The 16,480-nt window shown below is 44.8% G+C and carries 14 protein-coding genes; all 14 read left to right on the forward strand.

Translation table 11 applies throughout. From position 1 onward, the window contains the following. Window positions 1–182: 182 nt before the first annotated feature. The 14 genes from PGQ33_RS10945 to PGQ33_RS11010 all read left to right on the forward strand — a co-directional run bounded on the left by PGQ33_RS10945 (window position 183) and on the right by PGQ33_RS11010 (window position 16,415). Window positions 183–2,891: a DEAD/DEAH box helicase gene (locus tag PGQ33_RS10945; protein ID WP_270205729.1), complete on the forward strand. Its 2,709-nt coding sequence runs from the start codon at window positions 183–185 to the stop codon at window positions 2,889–2,891. Further along, window positions 2,812–4,665 carry an ATP-dependent helicase gene (locus PGQ33_RS10950; RefSeq protein ID WP_330663260.1) on the forward strand — a complete coding sequence of 618 codons (1,854 nt, stop codon included), beginning with the start codon at window positions 2,812–2,814 and terminating at the stop codon, window positions 4,663–4,665. The genes PGQ33_RS10945 and PGQ33_RS10950 overlap by 80 nt, the downstream gene beginning before the upstream one ends. Window positions 4,666–4,869: 204 nt before the next feature. Continuing rightward, entirely contained in the window at window positions 4,870–5,565 is a 696-nt protein-coding gene (locus PGQ33_RS10955) for a DUF5058 family protein (RefSeq protein ID WP_008373153.1), read from the forward strand. A 13-nt stretch (window positions 5,566–5,578) separates the two neighbouring features. Continuing rightward, on the forward strand, window positions 5,579–6,277 hold the full coding sequence (locus PGQ33_RS10960; protein WP_008373154.1) for a hypothetical protein: 699 nt from the start codon (window positions 5,579–5,581) through the stop codon (window positions 6,275–6,277). Between the two features lie 37 nt (window positions 6,278–6,314). Beyond that, window positions 6,315–7,685 (forward strand): amidohydrolase, encoded by a 1,371-nt coding sequence (locus PGQ33_RS10965; protein ID WP_195502258.1) that lies wholly within the window; start codon window positions 6,315–6,317, stop codon window positions 7,683–7,685. A gap of 178 nt (window positions 7,686–7,863) precedes the next feature. Beyond that, the gene (locus PGQ33_RS10970) at window positions 7,864–9,507 is read left to right on the forward strand and encodes a PucR family transcriptional regulator (RefSeq protein ID WP_270205730.1); all 1,644 of its coding nucleotides are present in this window, start codon (window positions 7,864–7,866) and stop codon (window positions 9,505–9,507) included. Window positions 9,508–9,596: 89 nt separating this feature from the next. Continuing rightward, window positions 9,597–10,286 carry a GTP pyrophosphokinase gene (locus PGQ33_RS10975; RefSeq protein WP_022220798.1) on the forward strand — a complete coding sequence of 230 codons (690 nt, stop codon included), beginning with the start codon at window positions 9,597–9,599 and terminating at the stop codon, window positions 10,284–10,286. 140 nt (window positions 10,287–10,426) lie between these two features. Continuing rightward, on the forward strand, window positions 10,427–11,278 hold the full coding sequence (locus PGQ33_RS10980) for an energy-coupling factor transporter ATPase (RefSeq protein ID WP_118217488.1): 852 nt from the start codon (window positions 10,427–10,429) through the stop codon (window positions 11,276–11,278). Next, window positions 11,263–12,126, forward strand: coding sequence for an energy-coupling factor transporter ATPase (locus tag PGQ33_RS10985; RefSeq protein ID WP_022220797.1), 864 nt, complete (start codon window positions 11,263–11,265; stop codon window positions 12,124–12,126). Before PGQ33_RS10980 ends, PGQ33_RS10985 begins: the two co-directional genes overlap by 16 nt. Then, a complete protein-coding gene (locus PGQ33_RS10990) occupies window positions 12,123–12,947 on the forward strand; it encodes an energy-coupling factor transporter transmembrane component T family protein (protein WP_195367943.1) in 825 nt (274 codons plus the stop codon). The genes PGQ33_RS10985 and PGQ33_RS10990 overlap by 4 nt, the downstream gene beginning before the upstream one ends. Before the next feature lie 11 nt (window positions 12,948–12,958). Further along, complete coding sequence (gene truA, locus PGQ33_RS10995) at window positions 12,959–13,705, forward strand: tRNA pseudouridine(38-40) synthase TruA (protein ID WP_270205731.1); 747 nt, start codon at window positions 12,959–12,961, stop codon at window positions 13,703–13,705. Between the two features lie 248 nt (window positions 13,706–13,953). Next, window positions 13,954–14,724, forward strand: coding sequence for an acyl-CoA dehydratase activase (locus PGQ33_RS11000; protein ID WP_195502256.1), 771 nt, complete (start codon window positions 13,954–13,956; stop codon window positions 14,722–14,724). A 5-nt stretch (window positions 14,725–14,729) separates the two neighbouring features. Further along, entirely contained in the window at window positions 14,730–15,881 is a 1,152-nt protein-coding gene (locus PGQ33_RS11005) for a double-cubane-cluster-containing anaerobic reductase (protein ID WP_270205732.1), read from the forward strand. After that, window positions 15,882–16,415 (forward strand): GNAT family N-acetyltransferase, encoded by a 534-nt coding sequence (locus tag PGQ33_RS11010; RefSeq protein ID WP_270205733.1) that lies wholly within the window; start codon window positions 15,882–15,884, stop codon window positions 16,413–16,415. Window positions 16,416–16,480 lie beyond the last annotated feature (65 nt).

The raw sequence follows: 16,480 nt of genomic DNA on the forward strand, positions 1-16,480 counted from the left end.
TAGATAATTTACATGAATGATATAGAATATATCTATACACTAAATATCTATGGAAGGAATGGGAAAGCCATGCTATACTGTACATACGAATATGTGTTTGGTTTTTATTCTACGGGAACTTCCTGTGAAATAAAAGGTATTGCGTGCCATAGGTGCACATTTTTTAAATTATGGAGGAATTCATGACGGAAGAAATTAAAAAGCTGATCATTTATACAAGAAAAATGAAGAAAAGGGAGCCATTGTACCGGGACTACCCGGAGGAGTTCCGGGAAGAAATCCGGGGATATCTGGAAAGCAACCATATTTCCAGACTCTATGCACATCAGGTTGAGATGTTTGAGAAGGTCAGAGCCGGGGAAAATGTGGTTATTACGACTTCGACGGCAAGTGGAAAGACGCTTGCCTTTCTGCTCCCGGTATTGCAGGGAATTCTGGAAGACCCGCTGACACGTGCGATTTTTATTTACCCGACCAAGGCACTGGCAAGTGACCAGTACCGCGCGATGCAGTCGATTTTGAAATTTTTCGGAGAAGGAAGAGTTTCAGCAGGCGTGTACGATGGAGATACCAAACCTGCCGAGCGGACAAGGATCCGCAAGAGTGCAAATATTATCCTGACCAATCCGGAGATGCTGAACTCGGCATTCCTTCCGAATCACAGCAATTACGGGTTTGATGCGATTTTTGCAAATTTACGATATGTAGTGATCGATGAGCTTCATTCTTACCGCGGTGCTTTCGGAGCACATCTGGCAAATATTTTCCGGAGAATGCACCGGATTTGCCGGTATTACCATTCGAATCCGCATTTTCTGTGCAGCTCCGCGACGATCGCCAATCCGGTAGAGCTTGCCGAAAAAATCTGTGGAAGCGGATTTACGCTGATTGACCGGGATGGATCGCCGGCACCGGAGAAGGAATACTGTATTATCCAGCCGCCGGAGATCAAGGGGAATAATGACAAAGTATATGGAAGGATTGCGGCGTCAACCGTGGCAGCCGGACTGATACCGGAGCTGGTGGAAGAGGATCATCATTTTATCACCTTTGGACGATCCAGAAGAAATGTAGAAGTTATTCTAAAAGAAGCAAAGGATAAATTAGATGCTGCCGGATTTCTTGGAATGGCGCGGGTGGGCGGCAAGAATCCGGCAGATCTGATCGCAGGATACCGTGGCGGTTATACCCCGCTGGAGCGAAAAGAGATTGAGCGGAAGATGACGGAGGGAGAACTGACCGGGCTGGTATCGACGAATGCACTGGAGCTTGGGATCGACATCGGAAAGCTGGATGCAACTGTGATCGTCGGTTATCCGGGGACAAGGGCGTCCTTCTGGCAACAGAGTGGACGTGCCGGACGAAGCGGCAGTGCCTGTGTCAATTATCTGATCCTGGAAAATGAACCGTTTGACCAGTACATTGCCATCGATCCGGAATGGCTGTTCTCAAGAGAAAGTGAAAATGCGATCGTGGATCCGGACAATCTTCTGATCGAGCTTGCACATCTGCGCGCAGCGGCTGCTGAGATGCCACTTTCACTGGATGATATTGCGCTTTTTCCGGATCTTGGAGAAATGATCCCGGTGCTTTTAAGCGCCGGAGAAGTAAAAAGCCTTGCCGGAAGATTTGCCTGGGCGGGACCTGCATTTCCGGCAGGGGATTACAGCCTGCGTAATATGGACAAGACCAGGTTCAAGCTGCTCGCGCAGGAGGACGGACATGAGATCACGGAGATGGACGAATCCCAGGCATACCATGAGATCCATCCGGGTGCTGTATATATGCATGATGGTGCATCCTATGAGATCACGAAGATGGATCTGGTCAGCCGGACAGCTTACGCCATTCCGTTTACAGGGGATTATTATACGGTACCGGCAGGACAGGAAGAGACGCGTATCCTGCATGTATTTCAGGAGGATGCGTATCAGAGGACGGAAATCCGTTTTGGAGATATCAATGTAAACGAAATCATTGCTATGTACAAGAAACTGCAGTTCCATAACCATCAGAATCTGGGCTATGTGACGCTGACACAGCCGCTTCAGAAGGATTATGGAACGGAAAGCACCTGGCTTACGATGCCGGAGAATGTTGTCAGAGTCTACCGGAGTCTTCTTTTGCCAAATCGGATGGGAGAGCTGGTGCTGAACAATCATTTTGACGGAATGCAGTATGCGATCAAGAATGCGGTAATGATGGTGACGATGACGGAACGGGATGATATCGATGTGACCATGTCCAACAATGCGACCATTCCGGATGAGTTCCGGGAGGAAAAGGTGTCCCTCTTCATTTATGACAAATATGAGGGCGGACTTGGTTATTCGGAGAAGATCTATGATCTGATTCCGGAAATTCTGGAAAGTGCGATTAAAATGGTCAGCGGCTGTCCGTGTGAGGATGGCTGTCCGGCATGCGTAGGTGACTACAATCTGGATAAGAAGACGGTTCTGTGGGGACTTGATAATCTTCTGGAAGAGAGCGAACCGCCGGTTTATCTGAAGAAAAATATCAAAGAGCCACAGCCTGTGATCCGGAAAGAATTTTCTTTCTTCAATCTGCCGGATGAGTGGGAGAAGGTCTGTTATGCCGTGGTCAAAAATGGCGAGGCAGGCGGGCAGTTCCTGAAGACCATTAAAAAAGTCAGTACAGAAGGACACAAGCTGATCCTGACGATGGAAAATGAATTTTATGCAAAATGGCTGATGGAGCAGGATAACCTCCAAAGTCTGACCAATACCTTGCGGTATCATGTGATCTGTCCGGCGGATATGCAGATCCGGGTACGGTATGAAGCGAAAATGGATGAGCAGGAGAAAAAAGAACGACAGAAGAAGAGAGACCGTTTGCAAAGGCGATATGATGAACAGCTTGGAAATGAATAATATAGAAGAAATAAAAACTTTAAATTCTTACCAGCAGGAGGCGGTGCTGGATGAAAGCCCGGCATGTCTGGTAAATGCAAATGTAGGGAGCGGAAAGACAACAGTGCTGATCGAGAAAGTGCGGCATCTGCATGAGAAAAAGCAGGTTTCGTATGAGAAAATGGTAGTGCTTACCTTTACCAACAAGGCGGCAGATGAGATCGCAGAACGTCTATCCAGAAAAGAAGCAGAGCTTACGGAAGAAGAACTGTGGGGATTTGGAACCTTTCACAGTGTTGCCTTAAGGATTCTGCGAAGATTTCTTCCGGAAAAGGCAGAAGACGGAACAAAATTGGAAGAATGGAACCGGGAATTTACCGTTATCACACCGAAAGATGAAATGGAAATGGTGCTTGCCATCGCAAAAGAAGGCGGTTATAAGATCAAATACCAGAACCGTCTGAAAAAGCGGATGGAAGAGGATTACGCGGCATATCGGAAAGGAAGAACACAGGGAAAATACAAAGATGATCTGTTTCAGATCTTTCCGCTTCTTGAGAAGGCAAAAAGACAGCAGAATAAAATGTCCTTTGCAGATCTTCTGGAAGAAGGAACGCAGGTGGCAAAAGAGCAGGAAGAGGTGCTGGATCTTAAGTGGATCATTGTCGATGAGGTACAGGACAGTGACGAAAAACAGCTGGAATTTCTGGAGGCGTTAAAAGGCACACGGACTCACTTTTTTGCGGTGGGGGATCCGAATCAGGTGATCTACAGCTGGAGAGGAACCGGACCGAATATGTTCTTCCTGATCAAGCACAGATTTGGCGCAAAAGAACTGACTCTGCCGATTAACTACCGGTCCGATGAAGTGATCCTGGAAGCGGCGAACCGTTTTCTTCAGTTTGGAGGAAAGATTGAGGGAAGTGGCGAAAGAGGGGAGAAGATTCTGGTAAGGAATCATTATGATCCATTTATCGAGGCAGAGTATCTGACAGAGCGGATCCGTGAGCTTCATGAGCAGGGACTTCCTTACCGGGAGATTGCGGTTTTCTACCGGGTGCAGAAGCAGGCAGAGATTCTGGAAAAAGTATTTGAAAGAGCAGAACTTCCTTATGTTCTTCCGGCAAAACAGAAAGAGGATGAGGATCCGGTTCCGGAAAGACCTTATATGATCCGGGAGTATGTTGCAGAAGGGAAGCTGAATGCGGTTTCGGGCGAACATACGATGGAAAAAGCGGCGGATATAGAACGACAGACGGAGGAAGAAGACGCAGTTCATCTTATGACACTGCATGCCTCAAAAGGTCTGGAATTTGACTATGTATTCATCATCGGAATGAATCAAGGACTGATCCCGCTTCGCTGCAAAAGCATAGAACAGGAAGAAGAGGAGCGCCGTCTGTTCTTCGTAGGACTGACCCGTGCAAGGAAGAATCTGGAACTTTCCTATTATACAAATCCGACGATCCCGGGGACATATGAGACACCAAGCAATTATCTGCGGATGCTGCCGGAGGAGCTGCTTGAATGGGAAGAAAAGCCGGGAAGTGAGTCGCGGAAAGCGAATTTGCAGAAACTGCGGAAAGATACGCGGGAGCTGATCAGGGAGAAAAAGCAGGAGGAAGAAGAACAGAAAGAAACACGGAAGCCAGAGCGAAAAGGCAGACATCCGAAGTACGGGGAAGGGGAGATTATTTCTGAGGACGAGATGATGATCGAACTGGAATTTCCGGGATATGGGAAAAAACAATTTCTGAAAGCATTTGGCGAAGTGGAAGTTTTGAAAGGCTTATAGAAAATGGCAATACAAATTGTTTGCTGAAAGAATTTATCAATAAAATATTTTTTCATGAAAGGGCATATGGAAGTGAATTTTTTTTCACCTCTATATGCCTTTTAAAAGAAAAGTGAATATTTATTCATAGAATTATCGCGATAATTTTATTATAATTTCAATAAATTTTATGAATATTTTATTTATTTCTAAGGAGGTAGCAATATGGATGCTATGAAAATCGCCAACAGTATACCGATGTGGATCGCCTGTGGAATCCCGGTAATACTCGTTATCGCACAGGCCCTGATCTTTGCAAAAAAATCTTATTCGGCAGGAAAGAAGATCGGACTTACAGAAAAACAGATGAAGAACGCAATCAAGAGCAGCGCGATCACTTCCATTGGACCATCTATTGTAATCTTAAGTGGAATGCTTTCCCTTCTGATCACTGTTGGAGGACCGATGGCGTGGATGAGACTTTCCCTGATCGGTTCCGTTATGTTTGAATCTATCGCAGCAGGTTTTGGTACTGCATCAGTTGGTGTACAGCTTGGAGCAGATACACTGACACCACTGGCACTTGATATGGCAGTATGGACCATGATCCTTGGATCGATCGGATGGATCATCTTTGCAACTATTTCTGCAAGCCGTATGGACAAGGTACAGCACAAAATTTCAGGTGGAGATCCGGCAAAACTGATGGCAATTTCAAGTGCGGCTATCATTGGTGCATTTAGTTCAATGTCATCTTCTCATCTGATCAAGCTGAATAAAAACTCAGTTGCCTGCGTACTTGGAGCTGTATTTATGGCAATACTTTTAACCATTTCAGAAAAAAAGAATATCAAGTGGCTGAAAGAATGGAATCTTACGATTTCAATTCTGGCAGCAATGATCATCACAGCCGTGATTTAAAGGAGGAGCGAACATGGAAAAAAAAGATTTTTATGAAGGCGAATATATGCCGCAGATGCATAAGATTGGTAAACTTACCGGATTACTTGGAGCTGTATTATCTTTCCTGCCGGCACTTGTACTGGCAGTTGTGTACGGACTTCTTCCAAAACCTGCTGCACTTGCCACCGCATTTATTTCTGCAGCAAGTGCATTCGGATTTCTCTGGGTTGTAGAACCGATTTCTTACTTTACCGTACTTGGTCCGGTAGGTACATACATGGCATTTTTGTCAGGAAATATTTCCAATATGCGAGTTCCTTGTGCCGGTATGGCTCAGGTCGCAGCTGACGTTGAACCAGGAACAGAAAAAGGTTCGATCGTTTCAGTAATCGGTATGGCGACATCCATCGTCATCAACGTATCTGTGCTGACGATCGGAGTTATCCTCGGAAGCTCTGTACTTTCAGCAATGCCGGCAAGTGTGATAGAGGCATTGAATTATCTGCTTCCGGCACTGTTTGGTGCCCTGCTTATGCAGTTTGGACTGAAAAGAATCAAATTTGCAGGTGGTATGCTTGCATTTGCAATTCTCATTGGTATTGCAATTAACGCAGGTCTTTTCAACTGGCTTCCGGGAGCAGCAAACTATCTGACAACTCTTGCAAGTGTATTTGTAGCAATCGGTGTAACACTTGCAACTTATGGAAAGAAAAAAGAAGCCGGAAAGTAAGAATAGTGTATAATTGGATGGAAAAGGAGAGGTAGATATGACGAAAAAAGAGATGCTTGGGCAGATGGAGGAACTTAGGTCTACCTGCGTGGACATCTGCACTAATTTATGGAATAATCCTGAGAGTGGCGGGAATGAGCAGAAGTCAGCGGATATGATCCGTGAGCTTCTTCATCATGAAGGATTTGTGATTGTAAATGAAGAACATCTTCCACATGCGTTTTATGCAGAATATGGAAGTGGCAAACCGGTGATCGCTGTTCTTGGAGAATATGATGCGCTTCCGGGACTTTCCCAGAAATGCCAGATCACGAAAGAGCCGGTAACACCGGGAGCAGCAGGACATGGATGTGGACATAACCTTCTGGGCGCAGGGGCTGTGACAGGAGCGATCATGATCAAACGGTTTCTTGAGCAGGAAGGAATTCCGGGAACCTTAAGATTCTATGGATGCCCGGAAGAAGAATTGCTAAGTGGAAAAGTAAAAATGGCATATTATCATATGTTTGACGGATGCGATATGGCACTGAGCTGGCACCCGATGTCTGCAAACATGATTTATGAGGAAGGATATCTGGCGAGTGCATCTGCGAAGTTTTATTTCAAAGGAAAAACTTCACATGCAGCATTTGCACCGGAAAGAGGGCGGAGTGCGCTTGACGCAGTGGAACTTATGAGTGTAGGCGCCAACTATTTAAGAGAGCATGTAGTTGACAAGGCAAGAATCCACTATACTACAGACAGTGGCGGATTTTCACCGAATATCGTGCCGGATAAAGCAAGTGCATGGTATTTTACAAGGGCTCCGCACATCAGCGATGTAAAAGACATTCTCCGCAGACTGACACTTGTGGCAAAAGGTGCTGCAATGATGACAGAGACGGAGGTTGAGACCAAAATTGAATATGGCTGCTGCGATATGGTCAGCGAAAAATCATTTGCAGATCTGACATGGAAGAATCTGCAGGAGGTCGGAACACCAACTTATACGGAAGAGGAAATGGAATTTGCAAGACAGTTGCAGGCTACCGTTGATCCGGCTATCAAAGATAGAGATCAGAGAATGTATGAAGCAAAAGAAAAGGCATTAGCAGATGGTGTTGTTTCCAGAAATGCCTGGGAAAAAGCACCGCTTACTGCTTCTTCGGACAGTGGAGATGTGAGCCAGATGATGCCGATGAATCTCTTTACTGCAGTTTGCTGGCCGGTTGGTGTTGCACCGCATACCTGGCAGAGCTGTGCATCTGCCGGAAGCACGATCGGACAGAAAGGTGCATTTTACGCAGCAAAAGTCATTGCAGCAACAGCATATGACCTGTATACACAGCCGGAACTGCGAAAAGAAATTCAGGACGAATTCGATGCGCAGGACAGAGAACCATATGCACCGATGTATGACGGTGAATAAAAACAAGAAAAAGTAAAGAAAAAAGATCCCGGAGCCGTGAGGTTTCCGGGATTTTTATGAGGAAAAAAAGTAAGTGTGTGACTGGATTTGACAAGAATTTTCATGAATGTTACACTGAGAAAATAGGAGAAAAACAGACTGTGTGAGGGGGATAAGTGCAGTCAGGCAGGAGACAGAAATGGGTATCGCAATACAGGAATTATTATCGCAGGAATATTTTAAGGATTTTTACGTTCTGGCGGGGGCAAAGGGACTGCACCGTGAGATCCAGGGGATCACAGTTATGGAGGCACCGGATGCATTCCACTGGACAAAAGGGAAGGAACTGGTACTTTCATCAGGGTACGTTATTGCAAAGGAACCAGATTGTATTGAAAAAGCATTCCGGGAGGGAAGTGTCCAGAAATCAGCGGGAATGATGATCAAAAGAGAACGATATCTGGAGAAAATACCGGAGGAGATACTGGAGCTTTTTGATCAGTATGAGGTGCCCCTTATCTCCATGCCATTTTCAGCACCATGGATGGAAGTGATGAGCCAGATTAATACTGCTGTGCTGAACCGGACCATACGCAGGCTGCGGATCAATACCAGTCATATGACATTTCAGATGTCGAATTTTTCATATAAAGAGCAGAAGATCAAGCGGATCCTGCAGGCGATGGAGGCTGAGATGGGTTTCCCGGCATTTTTATATGATTTTGTAGAAGAAGAGGCGTATTACAGTTCGATGAATTTTCAGAAGATAGCGAAAGGATTCGGACTTGAAACAGAGGATTTCTGGGAGCCGTCAATGCCGTATACCCGGCATACGCTTTGTGATTACATGGACATGGTGAGATACCGTCTTGTGAATCAGAGTCACCAGGAGGGACCGAGAATCAGCTGGATACGGGTCCCGATTTCTGTAAATGGAAGTGTACAGGCGTATTTTGCCGTGATGGAAGCGCGGGAATTCCTGGATTATTATGATGAATACAGTATCCGGATTGCCTATCTGATGCTGCAGGGATTATATGAGCAGATCGTAGCGGCGCAGAACATGGGAAATATCGGATTTGAGAACTTTGTGTTATACGCTTTGAGTGCAACGGAAGATGATACACAGAAGATGATGTTTCAGGCGAATGTACAGGGAATTTCCATGAGTACAAAATACAGGTATGTATTGTTCCGGCGCGCGGACAATCAGGAAGAACTTCCAAACCGGAGAAAAGAGATCCTTGAGGCTTACAGGAAAAGCAGTCTGATCAAATATGCCAGAATCGCAATGATCGGAGAAAATGTGGGAATTCTTTTTTTGGAGGACAGAGAAGAAGACTGGGAGAAAGGTCACATCCTGGCACTTCTGGAAGAATTCCGGAGAAGAGTTCTGAAGAGCTGTCCGGAGACGGCACTGGAATTTGGTTATTCACTGGATGCCGCTTCTCTTGGACGTATCCGTCAGAGCATAGAGAAATGCCAGAAAGCACTGAATATGGGGAAAATGATTTATCCAAGCCTTTTTGCATGGGAGTATTCTCAGCTTGGTGCACTTGCATGGCTGGATATTCCGGAAGAAGAGCTTACTCATATGCTCTCGGCTTACAGTGTACTCCTGAAAGATGAAAAGAATATCGAGCTTTTAAAGACTTTAAAAGTATATCTGGAAAATAATATGAACTACAGCGCAACGGCTGAAAAATTATATGTACATATCAATACGATCAGGAAGAGGATCGACAAGGTAAACGAACTTCTGCAGATTGACTGGAGCGATAATATTGCACGGATGAATGCAGAGCTTTTACTGCGCTTTTTGAATCTGGAAGAAAAAATTTAACGTTTCCTTGAACAAGAATTGATGATTTTCAGGGCAAAAGATGATACAATATATATTGTGTGAAAAAAAAGACAAAAAGGGAGATGCCTATGCCAAAGAAACAGAAGGCAAAGATAAAGCAGAAAAATAAGTGCCCTGAAAAGCTGATCCGGACAGAGGCTGCAAAAGAGATTGCAGAGATAGACCGTTCGCTTCAGGATCAGAAGTATCAGCTCAGATGCAGAGCTGCAATCGATCTTCTTACAGCAAAGTTGAATATGATAAATGCAGATCTTTCGCGCAAGAAACGCCATGTTGTGATCAACCAGATCAGCAGCAGAGTGAAGACGGCAGAGAGTATTTATACAAAACTGATCCGGAAAGGCCTGGAGCCGGATTTTGACACGGCAAGAGCAGAACTGAAGGATTTGATCGGAATCCGCGTGGTCTGTCCATTTGAAGATGAAGTGTACGAGGTCGCAGACCGTCTGAAAGCGCAGGGAGATGTACAGATCATCCGTGAGAAAGATTATATTAAGAATCCCAAAAAGAACGGATACAAGAGTCTTCACATGATCGTGGAGGTCCCAATTTATTCATCCAAAGGACCACTGAAGGAAAAGGTGGAGATCCAACTCCGTACGGTGGCAATGGATTACTGGTCTGTGCTTGAGTACCAGATATTTTATAAGAAGACAGAGAATGAAGAGGTTGCAAAGGAATTAAAAACCTATGCAGATGAAATTTCTGAGCTGGATGCAAAAATGCTGAAACTCAGGGATAAGATTGAAAAAATGTAGTAGAAACACAGGGAAAGAATGTGCGAAGGCGCATTCTTTTTTTGATACAATCAGGAAATCAATTGCATAGGCATTCCAGTTAGGTTATAATCTAGTACAGTATGGACAGATAAATTACAGAATGGATATGAGGAAATACCATGAAAATGATCAAGACAGATAAACTTGTATTTGAATATGCAAAGCGTGACGAAGAAGGTAATATTATAGGGAAAAGCCGCGCTATTGATGAGGTATCGCTGGATATCGAGCCGGGACAGTTTATTGCGATCCTGGGGCATAATGGCTCTGGGAAGTCTACACTTGCAAAGCATATGAATGCCCTGCTGGTTCCGTCTGACGGAACCATGTGGGTAGACGGAATGGACACGAAGGAAGAAGAACATCTGTGGGATGTACGTCAGAGCGCCGGAATGGTATTCCAGAATCCGGATAATCAGATCATAGGAACGGTCGTTGAGGAAGACGTGGGATTTGGTCCGGAGAACCTGGGCGTGCCGACAGAGGAGATCTGGCAGAGAGTGGAAGATAGCCTGAAAGCGGTTGGGATGATTGAATACCGTCACCATTCACCGAATAAATTGTCCGGGGGGCAAAAGCAGAGGGTTGCGATTGCCGGTGTCATGGCAATGCGTCCAAAGTGTATTGTACTGGATGAGCCAACTGCGATGCTGGATCCGAATGGAAGAAAAGAAGTACTTCGAAGTGTGATGGAGCTGAGAAAAAGAGAACACATTACAGTGATTCTGATCACCCATTATATGGAAGAGGTTGTAGATGCAGATCACGTATTCGTAATGGATCACGGTCATGTGGTAATGCAGGGAACACCGAGAGAAATCTTTTCACAGGTGGATACTTTAAAGCACTACAGACTGGATGTGCCGCAGGTGACGATCCTTGCTGATGAACTGAGAAAAAGAGGACTTGATATTCCGGCGGGAGTTTTGAAGAAGGAAGAATTGGTGGAGATATTATGTCGATTAAATTAGAACATATCAATTATGTATACAGTGAAGGAACTGCATATGAAAAGCATGCGCTGAAGGATGTATCCCTGGAAATCCCACACGGTGAATTTGTCGGGATCATTGGTCACACCGGCTCCGGTAAATCGACACTGATCCAGCATCTGAACGGACTGATCAAGGCGACAAGCGGAGCACTTTATTACAACGGAGAGAATATTTACGGAGAAAACTATAACTTACGTGAGCTGCGAAATCAGGTCGGGCTGGTCTTTCAGTATCCGGAGCATCAGCTTTTTGAGGTCAATGTACTTCAGGATGTCTGTTTTGGACCGAAGAATCAGGGACTTTCACCGGAAGAATGTGAAAAGCGGGCAAGAGAGGCGTTGCAGCTTGTTGGTCTCAAAGAAAAATATTTCGATCATTCCCCGTTTGATCTGTCAGGCGGGCAGAAAAGACGTGCAGCGATCGCAGGTGTACTGGCAATGCGTCCGAAGGTACTGGTTCTGGATGAACCGACTGCAGGACTGGATCCGAAGGGAAGAGATGAGATCCTGGATCAGATTGCCTATCTGCACGAAAAAGCAGACATGACTGTCATTCTAGTTTCCCACAGTATGGAAGATATTGCAAAATATGTGGATCGTATTATTGTGATGAATAAAGGCAGCGTCATGTTTAATGATGTGCCAAAGAAAGTGTTTGCACACTACAAAGAACTGGAGAGTGTGGGACTTGCGGCACCACAGGTAACGTACATCATGCATGCGCTGAAGGAAAAGGGAATGGATGTTCCGACAGATGCAACCACGATAGAAGAAGCAGCGGATGGCATTATGAAAGCACTGAAGAAGGAGAGGGCAGCCAAATGATTCGAGACATAACGATTGGACAATATTATCCGGCTGACAGCCGTATCCATAAGCTGGATCCGCGTGTGAAGATTGTATGCACACTGCTGTATCTGATTTCTCTTTTTACATTTAAAAGTATTTTGGGATATGTACTTGCGACTGTGTTCCTGTTTGGATGCATTAAGCTGGCGAAAGTACCGTTCAAATTCATTGTCAGAGGACTGAAGCCAATTATCATTCTGCTTCTGATCACAGTATGTTTCAACTTATTTCTGACACCGGGCGGAAAGACACTGGTCCATGTGGGCTTTATCAAGATCACGGAGTACGGCTTAAGCACAGCGGTTTATATGGCGATCCGGCTGATCTATCTGATTATGGGATCCTCACTTATGACACTGACAACTACACCGAATTCACTGACAGATGGTCTGGAGAAGCTTCTTCACCCATTGAATAAGCTCCATGTACCGGTACATGAGATTTCGATGATGATGTCGATCGCACTTCGTTTTATTCCGATCCTTCTGGAGGAAACGGATAAGATCATGAAGGCACAGATTGCCAGAGGTGCGGATATGGAAAGTGGAAATCTGATCCAGAAGGCAAAGGCAATGATTCCGATCCTGGTTCCGCTCTTTGTATCCGCATTCCGCCGTGCCAATGATCTTGCAATGGCAATGGAAGCAAGATGTTATCGCGGTGGCAATGGCAGAACCAAGATGAAACCTCTGATTTATAAGAGTGCTGACCACATGGCATACCTGATTACGATCCTGTATGTTGTGATCACATTTGTTGTTGGAAGATATGTTCCATTCAAGCTGTGGATCTTTTAAGGAGTCATAAGATGAGAAGAATCAGATTAACAGTGGCTTATGATGGAACAAATTATTGTGGCTGGCAGATCCAGCCAAATGGAATTACGATCGAGGAAGTGCTGAATAAGGCAATCTGTAAGCTCACCGGAGAAGAGATTCAGGTGATAGGGGCGAGCCGGACGGATTCCGGGGTTCATGCAAGAGGAAATATTGCTGTGTTTGACACGGAAAGCAGAATACCGGCAGAACGTTTTTCTTATGCCCTGAATCAGCGTCTTCCGAAAGATATTGTAGTTGTAAAATCAGATGAGGTGGATCTTAACTGGCATCCGCGTTATCAGGATACTCTGAAAACCTATGAATATCACATCATCAATACAAAAGTGCCGATTCCGACAGAGAGGCTTTATAATTACTTTGTAAGTTTTGATCTGGACATGGAGCAGATGAGGCGGGGAGCGGCTTATCTGGTAGGAGAACACGATTTTGCACCATTTTGCTGTATCCGTACTAATGCAAAGACAACGGTGCGGACAATCACGAATTTGCAGATTCTGCAAAGCGGAGAGCATATTACGATCCGGATTACGGGAAATGGATTTTTGTATAACATGGTGCGCATCATAGCCGGAGTACTGGTGCGTGTCGGAAGAGGATTTTACGAACCGGAAAAGGTAAAGGAACTTTTGGAAGGCGGAGAAAGAACCAGGGAAGCGGTCACGGCACCGCCGCAAGGACTCTGCCTGATGGAAATCAGCTATCAGAATGAAGAATAGTGCATGAGTCTGCTTTTTAGGCAGGCTCATTTTTTTAACAGGAAATTCCGAATAGAAGGTACTACATATCGGAGGAATTTTTGCGATAGAAAAAAACTATAGAGAAGTTAACCTATTCGGATAAACAATAAGTAAAACAGGCAGTTTTATTGAAGAAATATTGTGAAAATGTTATCCTAATAATCAGAGGCATTTTGGGAAAACAGCATAGAAACATCATGTCATTAAAGAGAGAAAAGGGAAAAAATATGAATTATGTAGGAATTGATATCGGATCAACAGCATCCAAGGTTGTTGTTGAAGGAGATAAGAAAGAACATTTCGTACTGCCGACAGGATGGAGCAGCAAAGAGACGTGCGAAAAGATCAAGAATAAGCTGCTTGAGATGGGGATAGATGTTACCTCAGATGATACAAAGGTAGTTGCTACAGGATATGGAAGAATCGCAGTTGATTTTGCAGATCATGTAATTACAGAGATTACCTGCCATGCCAGAGGTGGGCGTGAGCTTGCAGGGGGGGACTGTTCGATCATTGATGTGGGAGGACAGGATACGAAGGTGATCGTTGTACAGAATGGAATGGTAGCCGATTTCCAGATGAATGATAAATGTTCGGCGGGAACCGGAAAGTTTCTGGAGATCATGGCGAACCGCCTGGGTGTTACGATCAATGAATTATTTGATATGGCGGCAGCAGGAGAAGTTATTCCGATCAGCTCACTTTGTACGGTATTTGCCGAATCTGAGGTGATCAACTATATCGGAGAAGGAAAAAAGCGTGAAGATATCGCGGCCGGAGTTGTAGATTCTGTTGCCAATAAAGTAGTGCAGCTTGCGCAGAAAAAGGAACTTGGAGACAGAGTGATCCTGACCGGAGGACTCAGTCACAGCATTTATTTCACAGGAATCCTGTCAGACAAGCTGGATCAGAAAGTGGAATCAGAAGAGTTTGGTCGTTTTGCGGGGGCATACGGGGCAGCACTTCTTGCCAGAGAAAAGAAAGACAGAAGGAGATAATGAAGATGGAACTGATTAAAGATTTGCCAGAGGTATTTGAAGAATTTGCGGAGCAGAGACAGAAATCATTTCTGGCTGTTAAGGAACTGAAAGAAAAAGGTGTTCCGGTTGTGGGATCTTACTGTACATATTTCCCGAAAGAGATTGCAATGGCGATGGGAGCAGGATGTGTAAGCCTTTGCTCGACTTCGGACGAGACGATTCCGGAGGCAGAAAAGGATCTTCCGAAGAATCTCTGTCCGCTGATCAAATCAAGTTATGGATTTGCAAAGACAGACAAATGTCCATTCTTCTATTTCTCAGACGTAGTAGTTGGGGAAACAACCTGTGATGGAAAGAAGAAGATGTATGAATATATGTCAGAATTCAAAGATGTATTTATCATGGAACTTCCGAATAGCCAGAGAGAACCGGGACTTCAGCTCTGGAAAGGCGAGATCATCCGTTTCAAGGAATATCTGGAACAGAAATTTGGCGTGACGATCACGGAAGAGCAGATCCGTGAAGCTGTAAAGACAGAGAATCAGGCACGCCAGTCCTTAAAGAAACTTTATGAAGTGATGAAACATGATCCGGCTCCGATCAAAGGACAGGATCTGTTCAAAGTTCTGTACGGAAGCACCTTCAAATTTGACCGTTCCCTGATCCCGGGCGAAGTGGATGCTCTTACTGCGAAGATTGAAAAAGAATATGCAGAAGGCAAGATGGAAGAGAAGAAACCGCGTATTCTGATCACAGGATGTCCAATCGGAGGAGCAACTGAAAAAGTGATCCGAGCAGTAGAAGACAATGGTGGTATTGTTGTAACTTTTGAAAATTGCAGCGGTGCAAAATCCATTGACAAGCTGGTAGACGAGGACGCAGAAGATATCTACGATGCAATCGCAAGAAGATACCTCAGCATTGGATGCTCTGTTATGACGCCGAACCCGAATCGTCTGGAGCTTCTTGGAAGACTGATCGATGAATATCAGGTAGACGGTGTAGTGGATATGATTCTTCAGGCATGTCATACTTACAATGTGGAGACCAATACGATCCGCAAGTTTGTGACAGGTGAAAAGGGAATTCCGTATATCAGTGTGGAAACCGATTACTCTCAGGCAGACATCGGACAGCTGAACACCAGACTTGCTGCATTTGTTGAGATGCTGTAAATGGAGAGTATGACAAAGAAAAATGAGTTTCAGTTCCGCAGGGCGAATGAGGAGGATCTTCCTGAAATTTGTCGTATGGTAAAGCTTGCCGGAGAAATTGTTCCCGTGAAAGAATGGTTTGAGGCAGAGAATGAAGAATTTCTTGCAAAGCATATCCGCGAGGAAGGATTTACCCTCATGACAAAGAAGAATGGACAGACTGCAGCGATCATGATTGTCCGTATTCCCGGAATGGCAGAGGACAACCTGGGAGAATATCTGAAGATTTCCAAGGAAGAAATGAAGCGGGTTGCGCATCTGGAGATTGCTGTTGTGGAACCGGGGTATCAGGGATACGGACTGCAATATGAGCTTTTCTGTCAGGCAGAAGAAATCGTAAAAAATAAGCAGATGCGGTATCTGATGGCAACAGTCCATCCGGATAATATATACAGTTTTCGCAATATGGAAAAGCTTGGAATGAAGACAGTTCTCGAGACAAAGAAGTATGGCGGGAAACGAAGATATGTTATGAGTAAAACATTAGAATATTAGAAAAAGTGAAAGAGCTTGCAGAAAGTGTAATGAAACATTTTGTGTAAGCTCTTTTTGTGTACAGC

The sequence above is a fragment of the Coprococcus sp. AM100_B19A genome (assembly GCF_027662015.1).
GTDB classification, from domain to species: domain Bacteria; phylum Bacillota; class Clostridia; order Lachnospirales; family Lachnospiraceae; genus Allocoprococcus; species Allocoprococcus comes.